At 62.8% G+C, this 20526-nt stretch carries 18 protein-coding genes; 7 read left to right on the top strand and 11 right to left on the bottom strand.

From position 1 onward, the window contains the following. Window positions 1-54: 54 nt before the first annotated feature. Window positions 55-630, bottom strand: a complete 576-nt coding sequence (locus PC358_RS13185) for an ANTAR domain-containing response regulator (protein WP_033701481.1) — start codon at window positions 628-630, stop codon at window positions 55-57. An 11-nt stretch (window positions 631-641) separates the two neighbouring features. After that, window positions 642-1856, bottom strand: a complete 1215-nt coding sequence (locus PC358_RS13180) for a CmpA/NrtA family ABC transporter substrate-binding protein (protein WP_033700477.1) — start codon at window positions 1854-1856, stop codon at window positions 642-644. 136 nt (window positions 1857-1992) lie between these two features. On the opposite strand from PC358_RS13180, the gene PC358_RS13175 reads away from it, so the two are divergent. Beyond that, window positions 1993-3030, top strand: a complete 1038-nt coding sequence (locus tag PC358_RS13175) for a quinone-dependent dihydroorotate dehydrogenase (RefSeq protein WP_033700476.1) — start codon at window positions 1993-1995, stop codon at window positions 3028-3030. 93 nt (window positions 3031-3123) lie between these two features. On the opposite strand, the gene rmf is transcribed toward PC358_RS13175, so the two are convergent. Further along, the gene (gene rmf, locus PC358_RS27180; RefSeq protein WP_003248687.1) at window positions 3124-3339 is read right to left on the bottom strand and encodes a ribosome modulation factor; all 216 of its coding nucleotides are present in this window, start codon (window positions 3337-3339) and stop codon (window positions 3124-3126) included. Window positions 3340-3898: 559 nt separating this feature from the next. Between rmf and rlmKL the strand changes: the two genes are divergently transcribed. Together rlmKL and PC358_RS13165 are read left to right on the top strand one after the other, a co-directional pair. Continuing rightward, entirely contained in the window at window positions 3899-6091 is a 2193-nt protein-coding gene (gene rlmKL / locus PC358_RS13170) for a bifunctional 23S rRNA (guanine(2069)-N(7))-methyltransferase RlmK/23S rRNA (guanine(2445)-N(2))-methyltransferase RlmL (protein WP_033700475.1), read from the top strand. A gap of 94 nt (window positions 6092-6185) precedes the next feature. Further along, a complete protein-coding gene (locus PC358_RS13165; protein ID WP_033700474.1) occupies window positions 6186-8591 on the top strand; it encodes a sensor domain-containing diguanylate cyclase in 2406 nt (801 codons plus the stop codon). Between the two features lie 78 nt (window positions 8592-8669). Here PC358_RS13165 and dacB read toward each other — a convergent pair whose 3' ends face one another. From dacB to PC358_RS13125, 8 genes are all read right to left on the bottom strand, one after another. After that, entirely contained in the window at window positions 8670-10127 is a 1458-nt protein-coding gene (gene dacB, locus PC358_RS13160; protein ID WP_033700473.1) for a D-alanyl-D-alanine carboxypeptidase/D-alanyl-D-alanine endopeptidase, read from the bottom strand. A 196-nt stretch (window positions 10128-10323) separates the two neighbouring features. Beyond that, the gene (locus tag PC358_RS13155) at window positions 10324-10668 is read right to left on the bottom strand and encodes a YggL family protein (RefSeq protein ID WP_033700471.1); all 345 of its coding nucleotides are present in this window, start codon (window positions 10666-10668) and stop codon (window positions 10324-10326) included. A gap of 63 nt (window positions 10669-10731) precedes the next feature. Next, window positions 10732-14340 carry a transporter substrate-binding domain-containing protein gene (locus PC358_RS13150; RefSeq protein ID WP_033700470.1) on the bottom strand — a complete coding sequence of 1203 codons (3609 nt, stop codon included), beginning with the start codon at window positions 14338-14340 and terminating at the stop codon, window positions 10732-10734. Window positions 14341-14348: 8 nt separating this feature from the next. Next, a complete protein-coding gene (locus PC358_RS13145) occupies window positions 14349-14966 on the bottom strand; it encodes a response regulator transcription factor (protein WP_033700468.1) in 618 nt (205 codons plus the stop codon). A gap of 282 nt (window positions 14967-15248) precedes the next feature. Beyond that, entirely contained in the window at window positions 15249-16580 is a 1332-nt protein-coding gene (locus PC358_RS13140) for a deoxyguanosinetriphosphate triphosphohydrolase (RefSeq protein WP_033700467.1), read from the bottom strand. Between the two features lie 117 nt (window positions 16581-16697). Continuing rightward, on the bottom strand, window positions 16698-17027 hold the full coding sequence (locus tag PC358_RS13135; RefSeq protein ID WP_033700465.1) for a hypothetical protein: 330 nt from the start codon (window positions 17025-17027) through the stop codon (window positions 16698-16700). Further along, window positions 17024-17398 carry a phage holin family protein gene (locus PC358_RS13130; protein ID WP_033700463.1) on the bottom strand — a complete coding sequence of 125 codons (375 nt, stop codon included), beginning with the start codon at window positions 17396-17398 and terminating at the stop codon, window positions 17024-17026. Before PC358_RS13130 ends, PC358_RS13135 begins: the two co-directional genes overlap by 4 nt. Before the next feature lie 9 nt (window positions 17399-17407). Continuing rightward, entirely contained in the window at window positions 17408-17722 is a 315-nt protein-coding gene (locus tag PC358_RS13125; RefSeq protein WP_033700462.1) for an ElaB/YgaM/YqjD family protein, read from the bottom strand. A gap of 323 nt (window positions 17723-18045) precedes the next feature. Here PC358_RS13125 and PC358_RS13120 point away from each other — a divergent pair, with 323 nt between their 5' ends. The 4 genes from PC358_RS13120 (at window position 18046) to PC358_RS13105 (ending at window position 20487) form a co-directional block, all read left to right on the top strand. Beyond that, a complete protein-coding gene (locus PC358_RS13120) occupies window positions 18046-19254 on the top strand; it encodes an ammonium transporter (protein WP_033700459.1) in 1209 nt (402 codons plus the stop codon). Between the two features lie 72 nt (window positions 19255-19326). Beyond that, window positions 19327-19566 (top strand): glutaredoxin family protein, encoded by a 240-nt coding sequence (locus PC358_RS13115; protein WP_033700458.1) that lies wholly within the window; start codon window positions 19327-19329, stop codon window positions 19564-19566. 107 nt (window positions 19567-19673) lie between these two features. After that, window positions 19674-20105: a D-Ala-D-Ala carboxypeptidase family metallohydrolase gene (locus PC358_RS13110; protein ID WP_033700455.1), complete on the top strand. Its 432-nt coding sequence runs from the start codon at window positions 19674-19676 to the stop codon at window positions 20103-20105. Between the two features lie 73 nt (window positions 20106-20178). Beyond that, window positions 20179-20487 carry a hypothetical protein gene (locus PC358_RS13105; RefSeq protein ID WP_033701480.1) on the top strand — a complete coding sequence of 103 codons (309 nt, stop codon included), beginning with the start codon at window positions 20179-20181 and terminating at the stop codon, window positions 20485-20487. Window positions 20488-20526 lie beyond the last annotated feature (39 nt).

The raw sequence follows: 20526 nt of genomic DNA, 5'->3' as shown, positions 1-20526 counted from the left end.
GGCTACCGGTGTGGTTTCTTCAGCAAGAGCTGGGCCAACTCGCTCCTTCGGGGTTCAGCCCAACATTTCGTGCATGGCGATGATCTGCTCGGCCACCTGGATCAGCTTTTGTTGCCGGCTCATGGCCTGGCGGCGCATCAGGGTGTAGGCCTGCTCTTCGTTGCAGTCCTTCATCTTCATCAGCAAGCCTTTGGCCTGTTCGATGCGCTTGCGCTCGGCCAACTGCAGGTCGCGCGCCACCAACTGCGCCTTGAGCGCCTGGTCGCTCTCGAAGCGGGCCATGGCCACATCCAGGATTGGCTGCAGCCGCGCAGCGTGGATGCCCTCGACGATGTAGGCGCTGACCCCCGCCTGGATAGCCTGGCGCATCACGCCCGGGTCATGCTCGTCGGTGAACAGCACGATGGGCCTTGGGCGGTCGCGGCTGACCAGCACCACTTGTTCCATCACGTCGCGATCCGGTGAGTCGGTATCGATCAACACGACGTCCGGGTGCACCGTTTCGACGCAGGCGGGCAGGTCGATGGTCAGGCCCGGGGCTTCGATGACGTCGAAACCGGCCTCGCTCAGGGCCGCCTTGAGCCTGCCCAGCTTGTTTTGAGTGTCGTCGATCAGCAGGATACGCAGCATGTTCATCCCCCTCACAGGCCAGCGCAGGCTTCGGGTGTGTCGCCCAGGGCATGCAAGCGGAAGCTGCGGGCATAGCCGTAGGGGTCGCTGCCGTCCCAACGTGTACCGTCGATCAGCAGGCTGCTGCGCATCGGCAGGCCGTGGCAAGGGATGCCGAGGGTGTCTGCGGCTTCGCGATAGAGCCCCAGTTGCTGGACCTGGCTGGCCACGCCGAGGTAGTCGGGGTCGTCGCGCAGCAGGCCCCAGCGGCGGAACTGGGTCATGAACCACATGCCGTCGGACAGGTACGGCAGGTTGGCTTGGCCCTGGTCGAACAGGCGCAGGGCGTGGGGGTCTTGCCAGTGGTTGCCCAACCCGTCCTGGTAGTCGCCAAGCAGGCGTGGCTCGATGTTGCCCACCGGGGTGTCCAGGTAGGCATTGGCGCTGAGTAGCTGTGCGGTGCTGCGGCGGTTCTCAGGGCTTTGCTCGATGAAGCGGCTGGCCGCGAGGATCGCCTTGATCAAGGCGCGGGCACTGTTGGGGTACTGCTCGGCGAAGGTGCGGGCGCACGCGAGGACCTTCTCCGGGTGGTCCGGCCAGATCGACTGGCTGGTTGCCAAGGTAAAACCCTGGCCCTTGCCGACGGCATCGGCTGACCAGGGCTCGCCGACACAGAAACCGTCGATGCGGCCTGCCTGGATATGCGCGGCCATCTGTGCCGGCGGTACCACCACGCTGTCGACATCGCGCAGCGGGTGGATGCCTTGGCTCGCCAGCCAGTAGTACAACCACATGGCGTGGGTGCCCGTGGGGAAGGTCTGGGCAAAGGTCAGGCGTGCGCCATGCTGGTGCACCAGGCGCGCCAATGCCTCAGGGCTGGTCACACCCTTGCGTTGCAGGGCAGGGGAAAGGTTGATGGCCTGGGCATTCTGGTTCAGCCCCATGAGCACGGCCATGTCACTGGCTGGCACACCACCGATGCCCAGGTGCACGGCATAGGCCAGGCCGTACAGGCAGTGCGCGGCATCCAGTTCGCCGCTGACCAGTTTGTCGCGCAGCCCCGCCCAGGAACCCTGGCGCTTGAGGTTGAGGGCCAGGCCGTGCTGCTGGGCAAAACCCTGGGTGGCGGCGACCACCACCGAGGCGCAATCGGTCAGGGCCATGAAGCCAATGTTCAGGCTGGGTTTTTCCGGCGCGTCGCTGCCGTTGACCCAGGCCAGGGGCGTTGCTCGGGGTGCTGTGTTCACAAGGTTCCTCGCCCGTACTGAAAAGGCAGTGCGGTGTGCGAAGCAACGCATGTGCCAAGCGGCCGAGGATTTACTGTCATGCCAGCCGTGCGCTGGCTATAATCGCCCCCTCATTCACCCCGAGCCTTGCCCGCCCATGTATACCCTGGCCCGCCAGCTGCTGTTCAAGCTTTCCCCGGAAACCTCCCACGACCTGTCCCTGGACCTGATCGGTGCCGGTGGCCGTCTTGGCCTCAATGGCATGCTGTGCAAGCAGCCGGCGGCTTTGCCGGTGTCGGTCATGGGCTTGAACTTCGCCAACCCGGTGGGCCTTGCCGCTGGCCTGGACAAGAACGGCGCGGCCATCGATGGCTTTGCTCAGCTGGGCTTCGGCTTCGTCGAGATCGGTACCGTCACACCGCGCCCGCAGCCGGGCAATCCGAAGCCGCGGATTTTCCGCCTGCCGGAAGCCACGGCGATCATCAACCGCATGGGTTTCAACAACCTGGGCGTCGATCACCTGCTCAAGCGCGTGCGAGCTTCGCGTTACAAAGGCGTGCTGGGCATCAACATCGGCAAGAACTTCGACACCCCGGTCGAGCGTGCGGTCGATGACTACCTGATCTGCCTGGACAAGGTCTATGCCGACGCCACCTACATCACCGTCAACGTCAGTTCGCCGAACACGCCGGGGCTGCGCAGCCTGCAGTTTGGCGACTCGCTGAAGCAGTTGCTCGATGCCTTGGCCGAGCGCCGCGAGCAGTTGGCGGTTACGCAGGGCAAGCGCGTGCCGTTGGCGATCAAGATCGCCCCGGACATGAGTGATGAAGAAACCGCACTGGTGGCTGCTGCGTTGATGGAATCGGGCATGGACGCGGTGATCGCCACCAACACCACGCTGAGCCGTGAAGGCGTCGAAAGCTTGCCTTATGGGGGCGAAGCCGGTGGTTTGTCGGGTGCTCCGGTACTGGCGAAGAGTACTCACACGGTGAAGGTGCTGGCAGGTGAGCTGGGCGGCAAGCTGCCGATCATTGCTGCGGGTGGCATCACCGAGGGGCGTCACGCCGCCGAGAAAATCGCCGCCGGGGCCAGCCTGGTGCAGATCTACTCGGGCTTCATCTATAAAGGCCCTGCGCTGATCCGCGAGGCAGTGGATGCTATCGCCGCGATGCCACGACAACCTTCAGGTTTTTAACCGGCCATAAAAAGGGCCCCATCAAGGGGCCCCTGGGCCTTCGCCCGCCGCCCGGATGGGGCGTGCATGGTAAATCGAATTCAGTGTCCTCGATCAGCCAACGGCGTGATTTTCGTTGAGTCTATGGATGCCAGCGGTGCCAGTCATGCCGTCCCAGTTATCACCGCGACCTTCACGCCAGCCGTTGATCCAGGCTTGGCGAACAGAAGGAAGATTGAACGGGCAAAGTTCGCGGGATTTGCCGGTGACCCCGTATTGGTAGCCACGTGAATATGCTCTTTCCAACGGATCACGCTTAAGTCTTCTCATAGGGTGTTGCCCTCACTTGTTGACTGTAATGTCCCGTCGGCCTCTCCGAGGCCGGGCAGAGTCTTTCTGCCGGTTTGCGCTCGCTGCCGGCGTGGCGAGCTGAAGGTGCCGCCTCGTTGCGAAGCGGCCTAAGACCAGTTCTAACGAATGCGAGTCACGGTGTGAATGATCGATTTGTCATAAGCACGTAACCTTTCCAAGGGTGAAGTGATAAGTAAATAAATGCGACTCAACCTTATTTGCCGTTGAGCCCGCTATGATCGGGGTTTGCCGATCATTGACGTCATTTCGCCAGCGTTGCTGGGCCATGACAGAATTATTTTGAAATGCGACGAAGGGTCACATCGGTCCCTGAATCGCTCGAATTTTTCAAACTGCCTGATGATCTAAGCTGTCTTTGCCCCTGGCGAAGTGCTGATCGGTCAGGCGGCCCGGTCGTTCTGCTGCGCAGTTGTGCAGGGGAGGGCCACTCGGATGCCTGCTGGAAGGGTGTTCGGGCAAACATCGCGGGGCGATGCGTCGCCTCGTCAGTCAAATAGCCAAAGGCTCTGGAATCCTCATGTCGGACCGTTTCGAACTCTATCTCACCTGCCCCAAAGGCCTGGAAGGCCTGCTCGCCGAAGAGGCCAAGGGCCTCGGCCTCGATGAGGTGCGCGAGCACACCTCGGCCATTCGCGGCGCCGCCGACATGGAAACCGCCTACCGCCTGTGCGTCTGGTCGCGCCTGGCCAACCGGGTGTTGCTGGTGCTCAAGCGCTTCAACATGAAGAACGCCGACGACCTCTACGATGGCGTCAACGCGGTTGACTGGGCTGACCACCTGGCCGCCGACGGTACGCTTGCGGTGGAATTCAGCGGCCATGGCTCGGGCATCGACAACACCCATTTCGGTGCGCTCAAGGTCAAGGACGCCATCGTCGACAAGCTGCGCAACCGTGAAGGCCTGCGCCCGTCGGTGGAAAAGATCGACCCCGATGTGCGTGTGCACCTGCGCCTGGACCGCGGCGAGGCGATTCTCTCGCTCGACCTGTCCGGCCACAGCCTGCACCAGCGCGGATACCGCTTGCAGCAAGGCGCCGCGCCGCTCAAGGAAAACCTGGCGGCGGCTGTGCTGATCCGCGCCGGTTGGCCGCGCATCGCTGCCGAAGGCGGCGCCCTGGCTGACCCGATGTGCGGTGTGGGTACCTTCCTGGTCGAAGCCGCAATGATTGCCGCCGATATGGCACCTAACCTCAAGCGCGAGCGTTGGGGCTTCAGCGCCTGGCTTGGCCATGTGCCGGCACTGTGGCGCAAGGTCCATGACGAGGCGCAAGCGCGCGCGCAGGCCGGCCTGGCCAAGCCACCGCTGTGGATCCGTGGCTACGAGGCCGACCCGCGGCTGATCCAGCCTGGGCGCAACAACGTCGAACGTGCCGGCCTGAGCGACTGGGTAAAGATCTACCAGGGCGAGGTCAGCACCTTCGAGCCGCGGCCAGACCAGAACCAGAAAGGCCTGGTCATCAGCAACCCGCCTTACGGCGAGCGCCTGGGCGACGAAGCCAGCCTGTTGTATCTCTATCAGAACCTGGGCGAACGTTTGCGCCAGGCCTGCATGGGCTGGGAAGCGGCGGTGTTCACCGGGGCGCCGGAGCTGGGCAAGCGCATGGGCATCCGTAGCCACAAGCAATACGCATTCTGGAACGGTGCGCTGCCGTGCAAGCTGCTGTTGTTCAAGGTGCAGCCTGACCAGTTCGTCACCGGCGAGCGTCGCGACCCTCAGGCTGAAAACGGCGAGGCCCGGCGCGAGGAGCCACAGGCAAGCGAGCCTGCGCGCCTGTCGGAAGGTGCGCAGATGTTCGCCAATCGTCTGCAAAAAAACCTCAAGCAATTGGGCAAGTGGGCCCGTCGCGAGCAGGTCGACTGCTACCGCCTGTACGATGCCGACATGCCCGAGTACGCCCTGGCAGTAGACCTCTACCACGACTGGGTGCACGTGCAGGAATACGCGGCACCCCGCACGATCGACCCAGAGAAGGCCCAGGCGCGTCTGCTCGATGCCCTGGCCGCGATTCCGCAGGCACTGGGTATCTCGCCCCAGCGTGTGGTGCTCAAGCGCCGCGAGCGCCAGAGCGGCACCCGCCAGTACGAGCGCCAGGCCACCGAAGGGCGCTTCCAGGAAGTCAACGAAGGCGGCGTCAAGCTGCTGGTCAACCTCACCGACTACTTGGATACCGGCCTGTTCCTCGACCATCGCCCGATGCGCATGCGCATCCAGCGCGAGGCTGCCGGCAAGCGCTTCCTCAACCTGTTCTGCTACACCGCCACGGCAACCGTGCATGCGGCCAAGGGCGGCGCGCGCAGCACCACCAGCGTCGACTTGTCGAAAACCTACCTGGACTGGGCGCGGCGCAACCTGTCGCTCAATGGTTTCTCCGAGCGCAACCGCCTGGAGCAGGGCGATGTGATGGCCTGGCTGGAAGCCAACCGCGACACCTATGACCTGATCTTCATCGACCCGCCGACCTTCTCCAACTCCAAGCGCATGGAAGGTGTGTTCGACGTACAGCGTGACCATGTGCAACTGCTGGACCTGGCGATGGCGCGGCTGGAGCCAGGTGGCGTGCTGTACTTCTCCAACAACTTCCGCAAGTTCCAGCTTGATGAGCACCTGATGGCGCGTTACGCGGTAGAGGAGATCACCGCCCAGACGCTGGACCCGGACTTCGCCCGCAACAACCGTATCCACCGCGCGTGGCGCCTGCAATTGCGCTGAAGCGACGAGGTGCATTGCGCCGCTAATGGCCAATAGCTATAACTGACGGCAGGGCAAGATAATCCGCAGGACGCTGACGTGACGAGATGGGTTTATGTCCAAGTTTGGCGTACGTGCGAGGTTTCTTGGCCTGTGCAGCGAAGGGGTGTCCGCCTGGGCCGTGGCGCTGGTGGCCTTGGTGGCTGGCGGCCTGCTGTCGGCCACCCTGGCGCTTGCCGCGCACACCTTTTACAAGCAGCAACTGCGCCAGCGCTTCGAGTTGCTGGCCAGCGAGCGCTACAGCCGCATCGCCGAGCGTTTTGATGATCAGCAGCAGCGCCTGGACGGGCTGCGGCGGTTTTTCAGCTTCTCCAATGAAATCACCCCCCGCGAATTCGATGGTTACGCACGGCCCTTGCTGCAGCGCACTTTGGCTTACGCCTGGGCGCCGCGCGTAGAGGCGGCGCAGCGTGCCGATTTCGAACAGCGCACCGCGGCCTGGCTGGGCCAGGGTTATGTGATCCGCGATCAGGATGCGCAGGGCAACTGGCAGCCGGCGCCACTGCGTGACCACTACTTTCCGGTGCTCTACACCCAGTCAGCTGATCAGCCGGCACTCCCTTACGGGCTCGACCTTGCTGGCCAGGGCGCGCGCCAGGCAACCCTGGCGCGTGCGCTGGAGCCTGGCAGCATGGCGGTGTCCGAGCCCCTGCAGATCATGGATGCCGAGGCTGGGCGGCCGGCAGCACAGGCACGTGGCCTGCTGATGGTGGCGCCGGTGTTCTCCGACGCAGCGCCGCATGGCGCGGCGGCGGGGTATGTGATGGCGTTGCTCAACCTGCGCGAGCTCATCAGCGATGGGTTGCCGGCCCTGGCTGATGACAATCTGGTCGTGCGCATCGAAGACCCTTCCGGGCTGCAAGGGCCTGAAGTGGTGTTCGACTCCCAGAACGAGGCAGCACCCCTGGCGTTGGCGAGCAGCCAGTTGCTGCACCTGGCTGACCACCCATTCCAGCTGCTTGTGCGGCCGAGTGTGGCGTTTCTGAAGGCCAACCGTTCATCGGCTGCGCTGACGGTCGGGCTATTGGGCGGGCTGTTGAGCTTACTGCTCAGTGCCTTGCTCTACAGCCTGTTCAGCCAGCGCCAGCGCGCCTTGACCCTGGTCGAGCAGCGCACTGCAGAGCTTCGAGTCAGCGAGCAATCCCTGCGCGGCACTCACAACCAGTTGCGCAGCGTGCTGGATGCCGCGACCCAGGTGGCGATCATCGCTACCAACCTCAAGGGGGTGGTCAGCACCTTCAATGCCGGAGCCGAGCGCATGCTCGGCTATTCGGCCAGCGAGGCGATCGGCCAACTGCGCCTGGAGGACCTGGTGCTGCCTGAAGAACTCAGCCAGCGCGCCCATGCCTTGAGCCAGCGCTACGGGCGGTGTATTGCCGGTGGCCAGGCGATGTTTGCCGAAACGGTGCAGGAGAGCGGTGCCGAGCCTGGCGAGTGGACCTTGCTGCGCGCCGATAACAGCCATCTGCTGGCCAACATGCTGGTCACGGCCATGCTCGATGAACAAGGCCTATGGGTCGGCTACCTGGCGATCTGCATCGATGTCACGGAACGACGCCGGGTGCATGAGGCGCTGGCGGCGCGTGACCGGCTGCTGGAAAAACTCAGTGCCGAGGTACCCGGCGGCATCTATCAGTACCGCCTGGATGCCGATGGCAGCTCGTGCTTCCCGTATGCCAGCAAAGGCCTGTACGACATCTACGAGGTCGACCTGCAGCAGCTGCACGAGGACGCCACGCTGGTGTTCGAGCGTATCCACCCCGATGACCTGGACCGCGTACGCCGGTCGGTGCGCTACTCGGCCGACCACCTCACGCCGTGGCGCGAGGAGTACCGGGTCTGCCTGCCGCGTGCGGGCTTGCGCTGGGTGCGCGGCGAAGCGACACCAGAGGTCGGCGATGCGGGGTGTACCCTTTGGCATGGCTACCTGACCGACATCTCCGACCTCAAGGGGGTGGAGGAGGAGTTGCGTGCGCTGTCGGTGACCGACGCGCTGACCGGTATTCATAACCGGCGCTATTTCCAGGAGCGGCTCAAGGTCGAGCTGGATCGCGCTCAGCGTGATGGCTTGGCGTTGGCGGTGATCATGCTCGATATCGATCACTTCAAGCGCATCAACGACCAGTTCGGCCACGCGGTGGGTGACCTGGTGCTGCGCAGCCTGTGCCAGCGCATCGCCTTGCGCTTGCGACGAACCGACGTGTTCTGCCGGCTGGGCGGGGAGGAGTTCATGGTGCTGTGCCCGGGTAGCGATGCCGAGCAGGCGCGGCTACTGGCGATAGAGCTGTGGCAGGGTGTGCGCAACGTACCGATCGAAGGGGTAGGCGAGGTGACCGCGAGCTTCGGTGTGGCGGGTTGGCGGCCAGGCGAGGGCGCCGATGCCTTGCTGTGGCGCGCGGATGCCGGGGTGTATGCCGCCAAGCAAGCGGGGCGGGACCGGGTGGAAGGGGAATTGACCTGAGCCCTGCACGGGCTAGGTGGCCGGCAGACGCGGGGGGCCGTTCCTGCGGCCCCCACCGGTGTTTAGGCCGAGACTTGGTCAGTTGGCCGCAGTACTGGTGCCCAGTTTCGGCTGGCGATAGAGGTCCAGCAGCACCTGGTCAAGCACCTGCGATGCGCCCCACGGCTTCGGGTCATTGAGAATGGCCGCGACCGCCCAGGTATGCCCGTTGCTGTCGCGGCTGAAGCCCGCGATGGCCCGCACGGTATTCAGGGTGCCGGTCTTGATGTGCCCCTCACCGGTCATGGCCGTGCGTTTCAGGCGCTTGCGCATGGTACCGTCCATGCCCACCAGCGGCATGGAGCTGATGAACTCGGCCGAGTAGGGGCTCTTCCAGGCAGCCTGCAGCAGCGCGGCCATCTCGCGGGTACTGACGCGTTCGGCGCGCGACAGGCCGGAGCCGTTCTCCATCACCAGGTGAGGTGCAGTAATGCCTTTTTTCGCCAACCACTGGCGAACGACGCGTTGCGCCGCACGGGCATCATCGCCATCGGCATCGGTACGGAACTGTGCACCCAGGCTGAGGAACAGCTGCTGGGCCATGGTGTTGTTGCTGTACTTGTTGATGTCGCGGATCACTTCCACCAGGTCGGGCGAGAAGGCCCGTGCCAGCAGGCGTGCGCTCTTGGGCACGTTCTCGATGCGATCGCGGCCCTGGATGCTGCCACCGAGCTCGTTCCAGATCGCCCGCACGGCGCCGGCGGCGTAGGTCGGGTGATCGAGCAGCGACAGGTAGGTCTGCGAGTTGCAGCCATCGCCGAGTTGGCCGCTGACCACCACGCTGACGCCATCGGCCTGGGGCACAGGGTTGTAGCGCACGTCACCCTTGCACTGCTTGGACGCCACGGGCTTGACCTGGTTATCGATGCGGATGTTGGCAATCGGCGGTTCGACGGCGATGGTCACCTTGCCACCATCGTTGCGGGCGACAAAGCGCAGTGCCTTGAGGTTGACCAGCAACGAGTCAGGCTTGACCAGGAACGGCTTGTTGACGTCGCCGCCATCATCGTTGAACTGCGGCAGGTTGGGCTGCACGAAGTGGCTGCGGTCCAGTACCAGGTCACCGCTGATGGTGCGCACGCCGTTGGCCCGTAGGTCACGCATCAGCAGCCACAGTTTTTCCATGTTCAGCTTCGGGTCGCCGCCACCTTTGAGGTACAGGTTGCCGTTGAGCACACCGTTGCTCAAGGTGCCGTCGGTGTAGAATTCGGTCTTCCACTGGAATGTAGGGCCGAGCAGTTCAAGCGCTGCGTAGGTGGTGACCAGCTTCATGGTCGAGGCCGGGTTCACCGAGACATCGGCGTTGAACACGGTCGCGGCGCCTGGCCCATCCAGCGGCAGCATCACCAAAGACAGCGCAGTGTCTTGCAGCTTGTTGGCTTTAAGCGCCTGCTGCACCTTGGGTGGCAGGCTGGTATTGACGGCGGCGGCCTGGCTGGGCAGGGCGAAGGGCAGGAGCAGGCCGGCGAGAACGAGGGGACGGAGCGTTTTGATCATATTCAGTAAATACCCTGCGGCGAGGGAGAAGGACATTGGGGCTGTAAGAGATGATGGCCCCAGGACGAAATAGAACGCGCATTATGCCCCAAGCTTAGCCACGATGGGCCACGTTCGACACAAAAGCGACGCCAACAAAAAAGGCCACCCCGAAGGGTGGCCTTTTCAGCGTGCAAGCCGCTGGGTAGCGCAGGTATCACTCGGCCGGGTTGATCGCGTTGCCCGGATACCATGCGTCGAGCAGCGGGCTGACTTCGATCTTGGTCAGTTCGCTGCGGCCCTTGAGCCAGGCTTCGACGGCAGCACGCTGCTCTTCGGTGACCGAACCGCGTTTGGCCGAGCACACCAGACCGAAATCGTCACCGCCTACGTAGTCGAGGCCGTTGGCGTCCATGGCTTCTTCCAGGAAGGCATCGAGGAATGCGTCGATCGCCTGATCATCCAAGTCTTCCTTGAAGTCCAGGTTCAGCTCGAAGCCCAATTCCTGAAACTCGTCGACACACAGCTTTTTGCGCAGGCGGCGGGAGCGGTTAGTGGCCATGAAACAATCCTCTTAGGTAATATCGCCGCGCAGTCTACCAGCTTCGGCGTGTGGCTGCCTTGCTCATTCAAGCCCGCCGGTAGCCTTGATGTCAGCGGCCAACGCCTTCTCCACCCGGCGCATGTGCCGGGCCAGTGCCTGGCGCCGTAGGCGCAGTTGCGGTGTCGGCAACGTGGTGTTCTGCAGCGCTTCGCACGCCGCCATCAGCTCGGGCGCCTCCAGCATGCGGGCGGCGCTGAGGATCTTGTGCGCCTGGTCGGCAACGGCGTCGGCGTCTTGTGCGGGCAGGCTCATCAGAATCACCAGGTCCGTTTGCAGGCTCTCGTGCAGGGCGGCCAGAAAGCGCTGGCGGTCGTTCGGGGCTTGGCCGACGATCGTGCCCAGGCCCTCCAGGTCGAACAGTTTGCGCCGCCATGGCTGTCGGCCCCGTGGGCTGATGCCGGCCAGGCGCTGGCTCAGGGTGGTCAGGCTGATGGGTTTGAGCAGGCAGTCATCCATGCCGGCATCCAGGCACTTGCGCATGACCTCGGGCTGGGCGTTGGCGGTATAGCCGAGGATGGTGCAGCGCGATCGCCCGTATTGCCGTTCTTCGGCACGTACGGTACTGGCCAGCTGGTAGCCGTTCATGTGCGGCATGTTGCAGTCGAGCACCAACACATCGAAGGCGCCTGCGCGCCACAGGCCCAAGCCTTCACGGCCATCCCTGGCGCAGGTGTGGCCCAGGCCCAGGTAACCCAGCTGCTGCGCCATCAACTGCAGGTTGGCGGGATGGTCGTCGATCACCAGCACGTTCAGGCGTGGATCGGGTACGTCGACAGGTTCGATCACCGGCCTCTCGACAGCGTCGGCGCTGACAACTTGCAACGGCATTTTCAAGCGAACCTGGGTGCCGACATCTTCGAGGCTCTTGATGGTCAGCGTGCCTCCCATCATTTCGCACAGGCTCCGGCAGATCGCGAGGCCAAGGCCAGTGCCTGCGCGGGCACCCTGGCTGTGCGGGTTGGCCTGGATGAATGGGTTGAACAGGCGTTGCAAGTCATCGGCGTGAATGCCGATGCCGCTGTCACGTACTTCCAGCTCTAGGGTCGGGTAAGGGGAGGCTTCTGCTTCCTGCAGGCAAACGCAGATGCGTACCTGGCCATGCTCGGTGAACTTGATGGCGTTGCTGACCAGGTTGGACAGCACCTGCTTGAAGCGCAGCGGGTCGAGCAATGCATGGCAGCGGGCCGCCGGTTCGATCATCACCTCCAGGGCCAGGCCCTTCTGCCGCGCCTGGCCATCGAAGATACGGCCCACCGACTCGACCAGTGCGGCCAGGTCGACCGGCTCCGGAGTGAGTGACAGATGCCCGGATTCGATGCGCACGATATCGAGGATATCGCCGATCAGCCCCAGCAGGTCCTTGGCCGAATGGTGGGCCAGTTCCAGGGCTGAACGGTCCACCCGACCCTGGTCGGCACGTTTGACGGCAAGTTCGAGCATGCCGATGACGGCGTTCATCGGCGTTCGGATTTCATGGCTGATGGTGGCCAGGAACGTGCTTTTGGCGCGGTTGGCATCTTCGGCTTGCTGCTTGGCCTGGCGCAGTTCCTGAACCAGCTGGCGCCGTTCGCTGATATCGATCCAGCCGCCGATGATGCCTTGTACTTCGCCCAGCGAGTCGCGGTATGGCAGGATCCAGTGGTAGATGGTCATTTCGCGGCCTTTGACCCGCAGCGGCCGATCGATGATCAGTGGGGTCCCGGCGGCCATGACCTTCAGGTAATCGGCCTGGATCTGGTGAGTATGTTCGCCGTCAGCGAACAGGCTTTGCTCCAGGCGCTTGCCCATGACCTCTTCGCTGCAGGCCTGAACGGCTTCCAGGTAGCTGTCGTTGCAACTTTGCAGGCACCCCTCGCGATCACGCACGTACATGGGGTGCGGTGTGCCGTTGAGCAGCGCACGCATGAATGCCAGCTGGTCGTTCAACGCCCGCTCGGCGCTTTGACGCTGCTTGATCTGCAGGCGCAGGCGGGCATTCCAGATCATTGCCAGCAGCAGCAACAGCCCGGTACCCAGCAGCACCTGCCAGGCGAGCCGGCGAAAGCTCTGCCAGGTGCTGTCGTCATGCAGGCCGTAACCACGCCAGCGGTTGTTGATCACCCCCAGTTCTTCCGGCGGAATGCTCAACAACGCTTTGTCGAGGATCGATACCAGCGTCTGTGAATGGCTGGCGGCTGCCATGGCGTAGCTGGCCGGCTCGCTGCCGACGGTGGCGCGTATGACCAGGTCGGGGTGGGTGGCCACCGCATGGTTGGCGTCTATCAAGGTGGTGATCACGGCATCTACAGCACCGCTTTTGAGCAGCGCCGTGGAATAGAAGGAGCTCTCGGTCTCGATCCAGCCAATGTGCGGATAGCGCGTGGAAAGGTCATCCATCGCGCTGTAGCGGGTAATCGCGATGCGTCGGTCCTTCAGTTGTTCCAGAGAGGTGTATTGCCCGTTGCTCGCTCGGCTGACCAATACATAGACACTTTCAAGGTAAGGGCGGCTGATTTGCAGGGTCTGCTCGGCCTCACCGTCGGTAGTGAGCGCCGCAATCACATCCACCCGGCCGTCCTTGAGGCGGGCGATCATGTCGGCAATGCCGCTGGCGCGCTGCACCTCGAAACGCAGGCCGGTGCGCAGGCGGATGAGCTCCAGCAGGTCGGCGGTGATGCCCCTGAAATATCCCGAACCATCGAAGAAGGACAAGGGCGCCGCACTATCGTCGATGGCCACGCGCATGACCGGGTGGTGTTGCAACCAGAATTCCTCAGCCTCTGTCAGTTGCAGCTTGCGGTCGGTCAGGAGCAGGTCGCTGCCGGCACTCCAGCGCTTGAAGATACTGGCGCGCACGGCTGCAGGCTGATTGTCGAGAATGGCGTTGACCAGTTCCAGCAGCAACGCATCCGCCTTGCGCATGGCAAAGCTGAAGCCGATCGCTTCGTGCTTGCTGAAATTGGCGATGCGCAGGCCAGGCAGGTGGCCGCGATTGAGCTGGTAATGGGTGGAGATGGTGTCGCCGATGAACACGTCGGCCTGGCCAAATGCAACGGCATTCAAGGCTTGGGAAGACGAGCCGAAGGCCAGCACCTGGGCCTTGGGGTAGGCACTGCCTATCTCCTGCCTCGGCAGGTAGTGGTAGAGCATGCCCAGCCGCATGTTCTCCAGGCCCAGGTCCAAAGGGCGGCGTTCGTCCTCACGGGTGACCAGCACCGGCTGGTCAATGGCATAGGGGTGCGACAGTGCCAGACCGTCCGTTGTCGCTTCATAGCCGTTGGCACTGCCGAGCAGGTCGATATCGCCGCGTTTGAGTGCCTCTACCGCTGCCTGTCGGCTGTTGAAGCGCAGCACGCGTACAGGCAGCTGCAGGGCAAGGCCGATCAGGTTTGCATACTCGGCGGTGAGGCCTTGATAGTCGCGGCCGCCACTGGTGATGTCGAAGGGCGGATAGTCGGGCGCAGAGGTACCCAGCACCAGTTCGTGTCGGCTTTCGAGCCATTGGCGTTGCGGGGCCGTAAGAGAAGGCTGTGCTGGCATTACCGGTGAGCGTGCCAGCAGGGCATACGCGGTAACCCCGTGGTGGTTGGCGTGTATCGCGCCGCTGACCAGTGCCAGGGCGAGTAACAGCCGGGCGATATGGCGCGCCATGAAAACCCTCAGACCAGTGCGTTGCGTTTGGCCATTTCGATCAGGTCCACCAAGGTCTCGACCTGGAGTTTGTGCATCAGGCGCTTCTTGTAGGTACTCACCGTCTTGTTGCTGAGGAACATGCCTTTGGCGATTTCCTTGTTGCTTCGCCCTTGGGCAAATAATTGCAGGACCATAAGTTCACGGTCATTGACCTGGCGGAAGAGTTGCAGGTCGGCGTCTACCGTTTGATTGTGTTTGATTGCCTGGCTGGGGAAATAGTTGTAACCGGCAAGTACTGCCTTGATCGCGCTGAGCAGTTCGCTGAGGTCTTCCTGCTTGCACACATAGCCCGCAGCGCCCGAGTGCATGCAGCGTACGGCGAACAGCGCCGGGGATTGGGCGGTCAGCACCAGAACCTTCAACGGCAGGGACATGGCCTGGAAGCGGGAAAGCACCTCTAGGCCGTCTAGCTTGGGGATGCTGATGTCGAGGATGACCAGGTCAGGGGCGGTTTCTCGAATCATCTGCATGGCGTCAACGCCATTGTCCGATTCGCCGACGATCTTGTAGTTCTGATTTTCCAGCAACATACGAACGGCCAGGCGGATAACGGGATGGTCGTCGACAATAAATACGGAGTGCATGTTCAACTTCCCTGCGGGCGAGTGAGGGTGACGGGTGGCACCTTATCCCAGTTGGAAGTCGTCGGGCATGTGAGGAAGGGCTATTCGCTGTATATGGGAAATGGCTTACAGGATAAAACAAATCGGGCTACGAATTTGGCCTGCCGAGCTTGATGTCAAACCTTGTTTGGTAACTTTTCATTGACTGCTATTCGTGGTGTTTAATCGGCACCTACACAAGTAGGAAGTTTCCTTCAAGAAAGGGTGCAGCCAGAGGCTGTGCTCGGGCTGCACCTGACGGGCTCAGGTCGGGCTGGAGCGCCCCGTCATTTCGCGGGCCATTTCACTGGCATAGCTGTCGGTCATACCGGCGATGAAGTCGATCATGCGCAGAAAGGCGCTGTGCAATGAGCCATGCGGGTCCGGTGCATTGTTGCCGATCAGGTCGAGCACACGCCGGCTCTTGAACGACGGGGTGCGGCCGCCATGCTGTTCGAGGGCCGCGCCGCAGAAGGTGTTCAAGAGGATCTCGAGTGTGGTGTAGGCGCCGATCTCGTGCAGGGTCTTGCGTTTGTCCTGGAAGATCTTGTTGCGCGCCATGTCCTTGGCTTGCAGCACGCAGTGCTTGGCCGGGCCATGCATGTGTTCGACCAGGTCACCGGGCAGATGCCCGGCGAGCAATGCCTGTTGCTGTTCGACGAAGGCGTGGGCGGCGGCGTTGGTCAGGTGTTCGATGGCCTTGCCGCGCAGGATCGCCAGCTTGCGCCGTCGCGAGTCGCGCGGGCCGAGTTGGCGATAGGTCTCCGGCAGGTCGTCGCCCACCAGGCCGAGTAGCAGCGCCTCGACTTCGGCATACTCCAGCAACTCCATCTCCACGCCGTCTTCCAAGTCGATCAGCGCATAGCAGATGTCATCCGCGGCCTCCATCAGGTAGACCAGCGGGTGGCGCGCCCAGCGTTGATCTTCCAGTTGCGGCAAGCCGAGTTTGCGGGCGATCTGTTCGAGCAACGGCAGTTCGCTCTGGTAGCTGCCGAACTTGTGTTTCTTGTAACCCAGGGCATCGGCATGGCGGGCGCTCCAGGGGTACTTGAGGTAAGTACCGAGGGTGGCGTACGTCAGCCGGGTGCCGCCGTCGAACTGGTGATACTCCAGTTGGGTGAGTACGCGAAAGCCTTGGGCATTGCCTTCGAAGTTGAGGAAGTCGGCGCGCTCGTCATCGCTCATGTCGTCCAGCCAGCCACGCCCTGCTGCCTGCTGGAACCAGTGGCGGATGGCGTCTTCGCCGGAGTGGCCGAACGGCGGGTTGCCGATGTCGTGGGCCAGGCAGGCCGATTGCACGATCATCCCGAGGTCACTCGGTTCGCACCAGTCTGGCAGGCTGTCACGCAGGGTTTCGCCCACCCGCATGCCGAGCGAGCGGCCGACGCAACTGACTTCCAGGGAATGGGTCAGGCGCGTATGGATATGGTCGTTGCTGGTAACCGGGTGTACTTGGGTCTTGCGCCCAAGCCGGCGGAAGGCGCCGGAGAAGATGATGCGGTCGTGGTCCTTGTGGAAAGGGCTGCGCCCCAGTTCTTCGGGGCTGTACAGGGCTTTGCCCAGGCGTTCGCGGGTCAGCAAGGTATGCCAGTCCAAGGCTCGATCTCCTGTCGGTCGATGGGCGTAGCTTCCTGTGTCGTGAGTCACCATGCAAGCTGAAGGTTTACGCGATCACCGGCGGGTGATCGCGTCTGTTCAGGTGATGCGAAAACGTCAGTGCCGGCGGCTGCCCTGCAGATACAGTCGAATCAGCGGCAACAAGCTGCCGCCCAAGCGCACCAGCCGTGTCAGGTTGCCACTGCGCACGCCCTTGCCGGTGAGAAAGCCCAAGGCAACCACCGCGCCAATCCCCCACAGCGGCGCATGCTTGATGCCAAGCCCCTCGTGCAGCGAACTGCCCATGCCGCGCACGCGCTGCAGTGGCTCGAGCAGTTGCCCCGACTCGTGGCGGATTTCCTGGCGGTGCATCTCCAGACGCAGGCGCAACAGGGCCTTGCGCAGTTCGCGAGGGTTACGAGTATTGGGTAGTTCAGGCAGGCTCATGGCAACAGGCGCTCCCGGTCCTTGGCAAGTTCCTCGAGGGTCGCGCCGAACGGCGATGACTCGTCGAACACCGCAGCCTTCAAACGCAAACCGCAATACAACGCGGCCACACCGTAGAACACGCACAGGCCGATGATGCCCGCCAGGCGATAGCTGTCCCACAGCAGCACCAGCAGCAGCCCGGACAGCGCCGTCAGCAGCAGCAGGGCGAACACCAGTGCCAAACCTGCGAACAACAGCAGGCTCAAGGTGCGGCCCTTCTGCTCCTGCAGCTCGATACCAAACAGCTCGATGTGGCTGTGCAGCAGCCCGAGCATCGCCGCGCCCAGGCGTTTGCCCGAAGCGCCGGCGCCGATGGCGTCATTCTCCATGGGAACCCCTCAGCGCCGATTGGCCAGCAGGCCGATCAACAGCCCCACGCCCGCCGCAATACCGATGGCCTGCCAGGGGTTTTCCTGCACGTACTGCTCGGCGGTGCCAAGGGCTGCCTGGCCGCGGTCGCGCACCGATTCCTGGGTCAGTTGCAGGGTTTCACGGGCCTGGGTCAGGCGGTCATGGATCTGTCCACGCAATTCGTCAGCCTGATCGCCTGCCAAGTTGGCGGTGTCGGCGAGCAGCTTCTCGGTGTCGCGGACCAAGGCCTGAAAGTCAGCCATCAATATCTCTTGAGCAGTCTTTGCCGATTTGCTGGCCATGGGTCTCTCCCTGTCGATGAGTGTTGGTAGTTCGAGTGATAGCACATGCCGAAGGTTCAAGTGGCTGTGCGGGTAACTGGGCTGGTATGGGCCTTGCTAAGGCTTTGCCACGTAGCGGGGCGCCGCTGGCGTGCACTGCGCCGATTCGGGGCGCCCTGCGTGACGAACTAACGTAAACCTTAACCCAATCCTCGACAAACCCAAGAATAAACCATGCAGGCCTCGCCCCATTCAGCAAACGGGGCAGGGGGCTGGCACCGATTCGGTGCAGGGATGCAGGTTCTTGAACTGTCCTGGTGCCTTTTCAGCAGGTCTGCCTATTCATGGAACACATGCACAGCGCGATGGACTCCCTGGTCCACGGTTCGAATACCCTGTTCATTCTCATGGGCGCCATTCTGGTGCTGGCCATGCATGCTGGCTTCGCCTTTCTCGAAGTGGGCACTGTACGGCACAAAAATCAAGTCAATGCCTTGTCGAAGATTCTCAGCGACTTCGCCATTTCGGCGCTGGTGTACTTCTTTATCGGCTATTGGATCGCCTACGGCGTGAGTTTCTTCCAGCCGGCGGCGCAACTGGCCGTCGACCATGGCTATGCGCTGGTCAAGTGCTTCTTCCTGCTCACGTTCGCAGCTGCCATCCCGGCGATCATCTCCGGGGGCATTGCCGAGCGTGCGCGTTTTGTTCCGCAGCTGTGTGCCACCGCGTTGATCGTGGCGTTTGTCTATCCGTTTTTCGAAGGCGTGGTGTGGAACGGCAACTTCGGTGTGCAGGCCTGGCTGCACGCACGCTTCGGGGCGCCGTTCCATGACTTTGCCGGCTCTGTCGTGGTGCATGCCATGGGCGGCTGGCTGGCGCTGGCGGCAGTGGTGTTGCTGGGGCCACGGCGCGGGCGCTACCGCGACGGCCGCCTGGTGGCTTTTGCACCTTCGAGCATTCCGTTTCTGGCGCTGGGTTCGTGGATCCTGATCATTGGCTGGTTCGGCTTCAACGTGATGAGCGCCCAGACCTTGCAGGGCGTAAGCGGCCTGGTGGCGATCAATTCGCTGATGGCCATGGTCGGCGGCACCCTGGCGGCCTTGCTGGCCGGGCGCAACGACCCGGGCTTCCTGCACAATGGGCCGCTGGCCGGGCTGGTGGCGATCTGTGCCGGTTCCGACCTGATGCACCCGATTGGCGCGCTGGCCACCGGCCTGGTGGCTGGGGTGCTGTTTGTCTGGAGTTTCACAGCGGCGCAGAACCGCTGGAAAATCGACGACGTGCTGGGCGTGTGGCCGTTGCACGGCCTGTGCGGTGTGTGGGGTGGCATTGCCTGTGGCGTGTTCGGCCAGGCCGCCCTTGGTGGCATGGGCGGTGTCAGCCTGGCCAGCCAGTTGCTGGGCAGTGTTATGGGGGTGCTGGTGGCATTGCTCGGTGGCTTTGTCGTCTATGGGGTGATCCGAGCGCTGCATGGCTTGCGCTTGAGCCACGAGCAGGAGTTTCAGGGCGCGGACCTGTCGCTGCACCGCATTGGTGCAACCAGCCAGGATTGAGCGAGGCCAGGTGCGCAGTGGGCGGGACGGACCTAGAATAGGCTTTTCCAAAGCCAAACCGAGAACTGCCCCATGCTGCCTGAATGCCAATTGTTCGGCACCCTCGGCTGCCACCTGTGCGAAGTGGCCGAGGCTGTGCTGATGCCTTTCGTCGATCATGGCCTGTTGGTGGAGCTGGTCGACATTGCCGATAACGAGGCCATGTTCGAACGCTATGGCCTGATCATTCCCGTGCTGCGTCGCTGTGACAATGGCGGCGAGCTGCATTGGCCGTTCGATGCCGAGCAAGTGGTGGCGTTTCTCGCGCAATGATCGCCCAATGGGCACGCATTCCTCACGCCATGGTTGGGATTACAAGTCGATGATCGGGTGCCGGCCACTGCTGCCGGTGTCCTTGAACTGTCATCGAGAATCTAACCATGTTCATCACGCCTCATTTCACCCTGGATGAAATGACCGCTTCGAAAATCGCCGCAAGGGAAGGGTTTGACAACACCCCTACACCTGAGGTACTGGCCAATCTAACTGTCCTGTGTGGCGTGCTTGAAAAGGTACGTGCGCTGCTCGGCATGCCGATCATCATCAGTAGCGGCTACCGCTGCAGTGCGCTTAATCAGCGTGTCGGTGGGGCACCGTCAAGCCAGCATGTGCTGGGGTTGGCAGCCGACTTCACGGTGATCGACGTCAGCCCGCGTGAGGTGATACGCAGAATCAGCGACAGCGACGTACCCTTCGATCAACTGATCCTGGAGTTTGACCGGTGGGTGCATTTGTCCGTGACCACTGGCACTCCGCGGGGCCAGGTGCTGACCATTCGCAGAGGCACCGGTTACCTGCAGGGGTTGCAATGACGCGCTGGCGAATTGACGTGGAGGAGGGGAGGTCCGTATGCTGTATATAAATACAGTGTTCGAGGGGAAGGCCATGCTCAACGTCGAGCAACTCAAGTACAGCGTCAACCACATGCCCGTCGAGCGGGTGTGCGACGCGGTTCTGGAACTGCGCCTCGAAGGCCTGGTGACTGAAGACCGAACGCCGTTCGGCAAGGTTCACTTCAATACCTGTTTTGCCGAGATCGAGGCATTGTTCCAGCGTGCCGGTTACCACCGTGGGCTGGACGTCGTAGGTTACCAGGGTTTGTTATATGCCCTGTACGACCCCAACCGCTGGGAGGCCGTGCAAGTACTGCGCTGGTTGAAGGCGCGCAGCGAGGCGACGCTACAGGCTGGTTGAGGTGGAAGGCTTGGAGGATAATGCGCGGCCTCCAACCTT

The sequence above is a fragment of the Pseudomonas capeferrum genome (genome assembly GCF_000731675.1).
Taxonomy (GTDB): domain Bacteria; phylum Pseudomonadota; class Gammaproteobacteria; order Pseudomonadales; family Pseudomonadaceae; genus Aquipseudomonas; species Aquipseudomonas capeferrum.
Note: the sequence above shows the minus strand (reverse complement) of the source record. Positions and strands in the feature narration are given on the sequence as shown.

What these genes read in the sequence shown, in the direction of transcription:
- PC358_RS13185 (WP_033701481.1), bottom strand. Translation starts at nt 630, where the DNA reads ATGCTGCGTATCCTGCTGATCGACGACACTCAAAACAAGCTGGGCAGG.
- PC358_RS13175 (WP_033700476.1), top strand. Translation starts at nt 1,993, where the DNA reads ATGTATACCCTGGCCCGCCAGCTGCTGTTCAAGCTTTCCCCGGAAACC.
- rmf (WP_003248687.1), bottom strand. Translation starts at nt 3,339, where the DNA reads ATGAGAAGACTTAAGCGTGATCCGTTGGAAAGAGCATATTCACGTGGC.
- rlmKL (WP_033700475.1), top strand. Translation starts at nt 3,899, where the DNA reads ATGTCGGACCGTTTCGAACTCTATCTCACCTGCCCCAAAGGCCTGGAA.
- PC358_RS13165 (WP_033700474.1), top strand. Translation starts at nt 6,186, where the DNA reads ATGTCCAAGTTTGGCGTACGTGCGAGGTTTCTTGGCCTGTGCAGCGAA.
- dacB (WP_033700473.1), bottom strand. Translation starts at nt 10,127, where the DNA reads ATGATCAAAACGCTCCGTCCCCTCGTTCTCGCCGGCCTGCTCCTGCCC.
- PC358_RS13155 (WP_033700471.1), bottom strand. Translation starts at nt 10,668, where the DNA reads ATGGCCACTAACCGCTCCCGCCGCCTGCGCAAAAAGCTGTGTGTCGAC.
- PC358_RS13150 (WP_033700470.1), bottom strand. Translation starts at nt 14,340, where the DNA reads ATGGCGCGCCATATCGCCCGGCTGTTACTCGCCCTGGCACTGGTCAGC.
- PC358_RS13145 (WP_033700468.1), bottom strand. Translation starts at nt 14,966, where the DNA reads ATGCACTCCGTATTTATTGTCGACGACCATCCCGTTATCCGCCTGGCC.
- PC358_RS13135 (WP_033700465.1), bottom strand. Translation starts at nt 17,027, where the DNA reads ATGAGCCTGCCTGAACTACCCAATACTCGTAACCCTCGCGAACTGCGC.
- PC358_RS13130 (WP_033700463.1), bottom strand. Translation starts at nt 17,398, where the DNA reads ATGGAGAATGACGCCATCGGCGCCGGCGCTTCGGGCAAACGCCTGGGC.
- PC358_RS13125 (WP_033700462.1), bottom strand. Translation starts at nt 17,722, where the DNA reads ATGGCCAGCAAATCGGCAAAGACTGCTCAAGAGATATTGATGGCTGAC.
- PC358_RS13120 (WP_033700459.1), top strand. Translation starts at nt 18,046, where the DNA reads ATGGAACACATGCACAGCGCGATGGACTCCCTGGTCCACGGTTCGAAT.
- PC358_RS13115 (WP_033700458.1), top strand. Translation starts at nt 19,327, where the DNA reads ATGCTGCCTGAATGCCAATTGTTCGGCACCCTCGGCTGCCACCTGTGC.
- PC358_RS13110 (WP_033700455.1), top strand. Translation starts at nt 19,674, where the DNA reads ATGTTCATCACGCCTCATTTCACCCTGGATGAAATGACCGCTTCGAAA.
- PC358_RS13105 (WP_033701480.1), top strand. Translation starts at nt 20,179, where the DNA reads ATGCTCAACGTCGAGCAACTCAAGTACAGCGTCAACCACATGCCCGTC.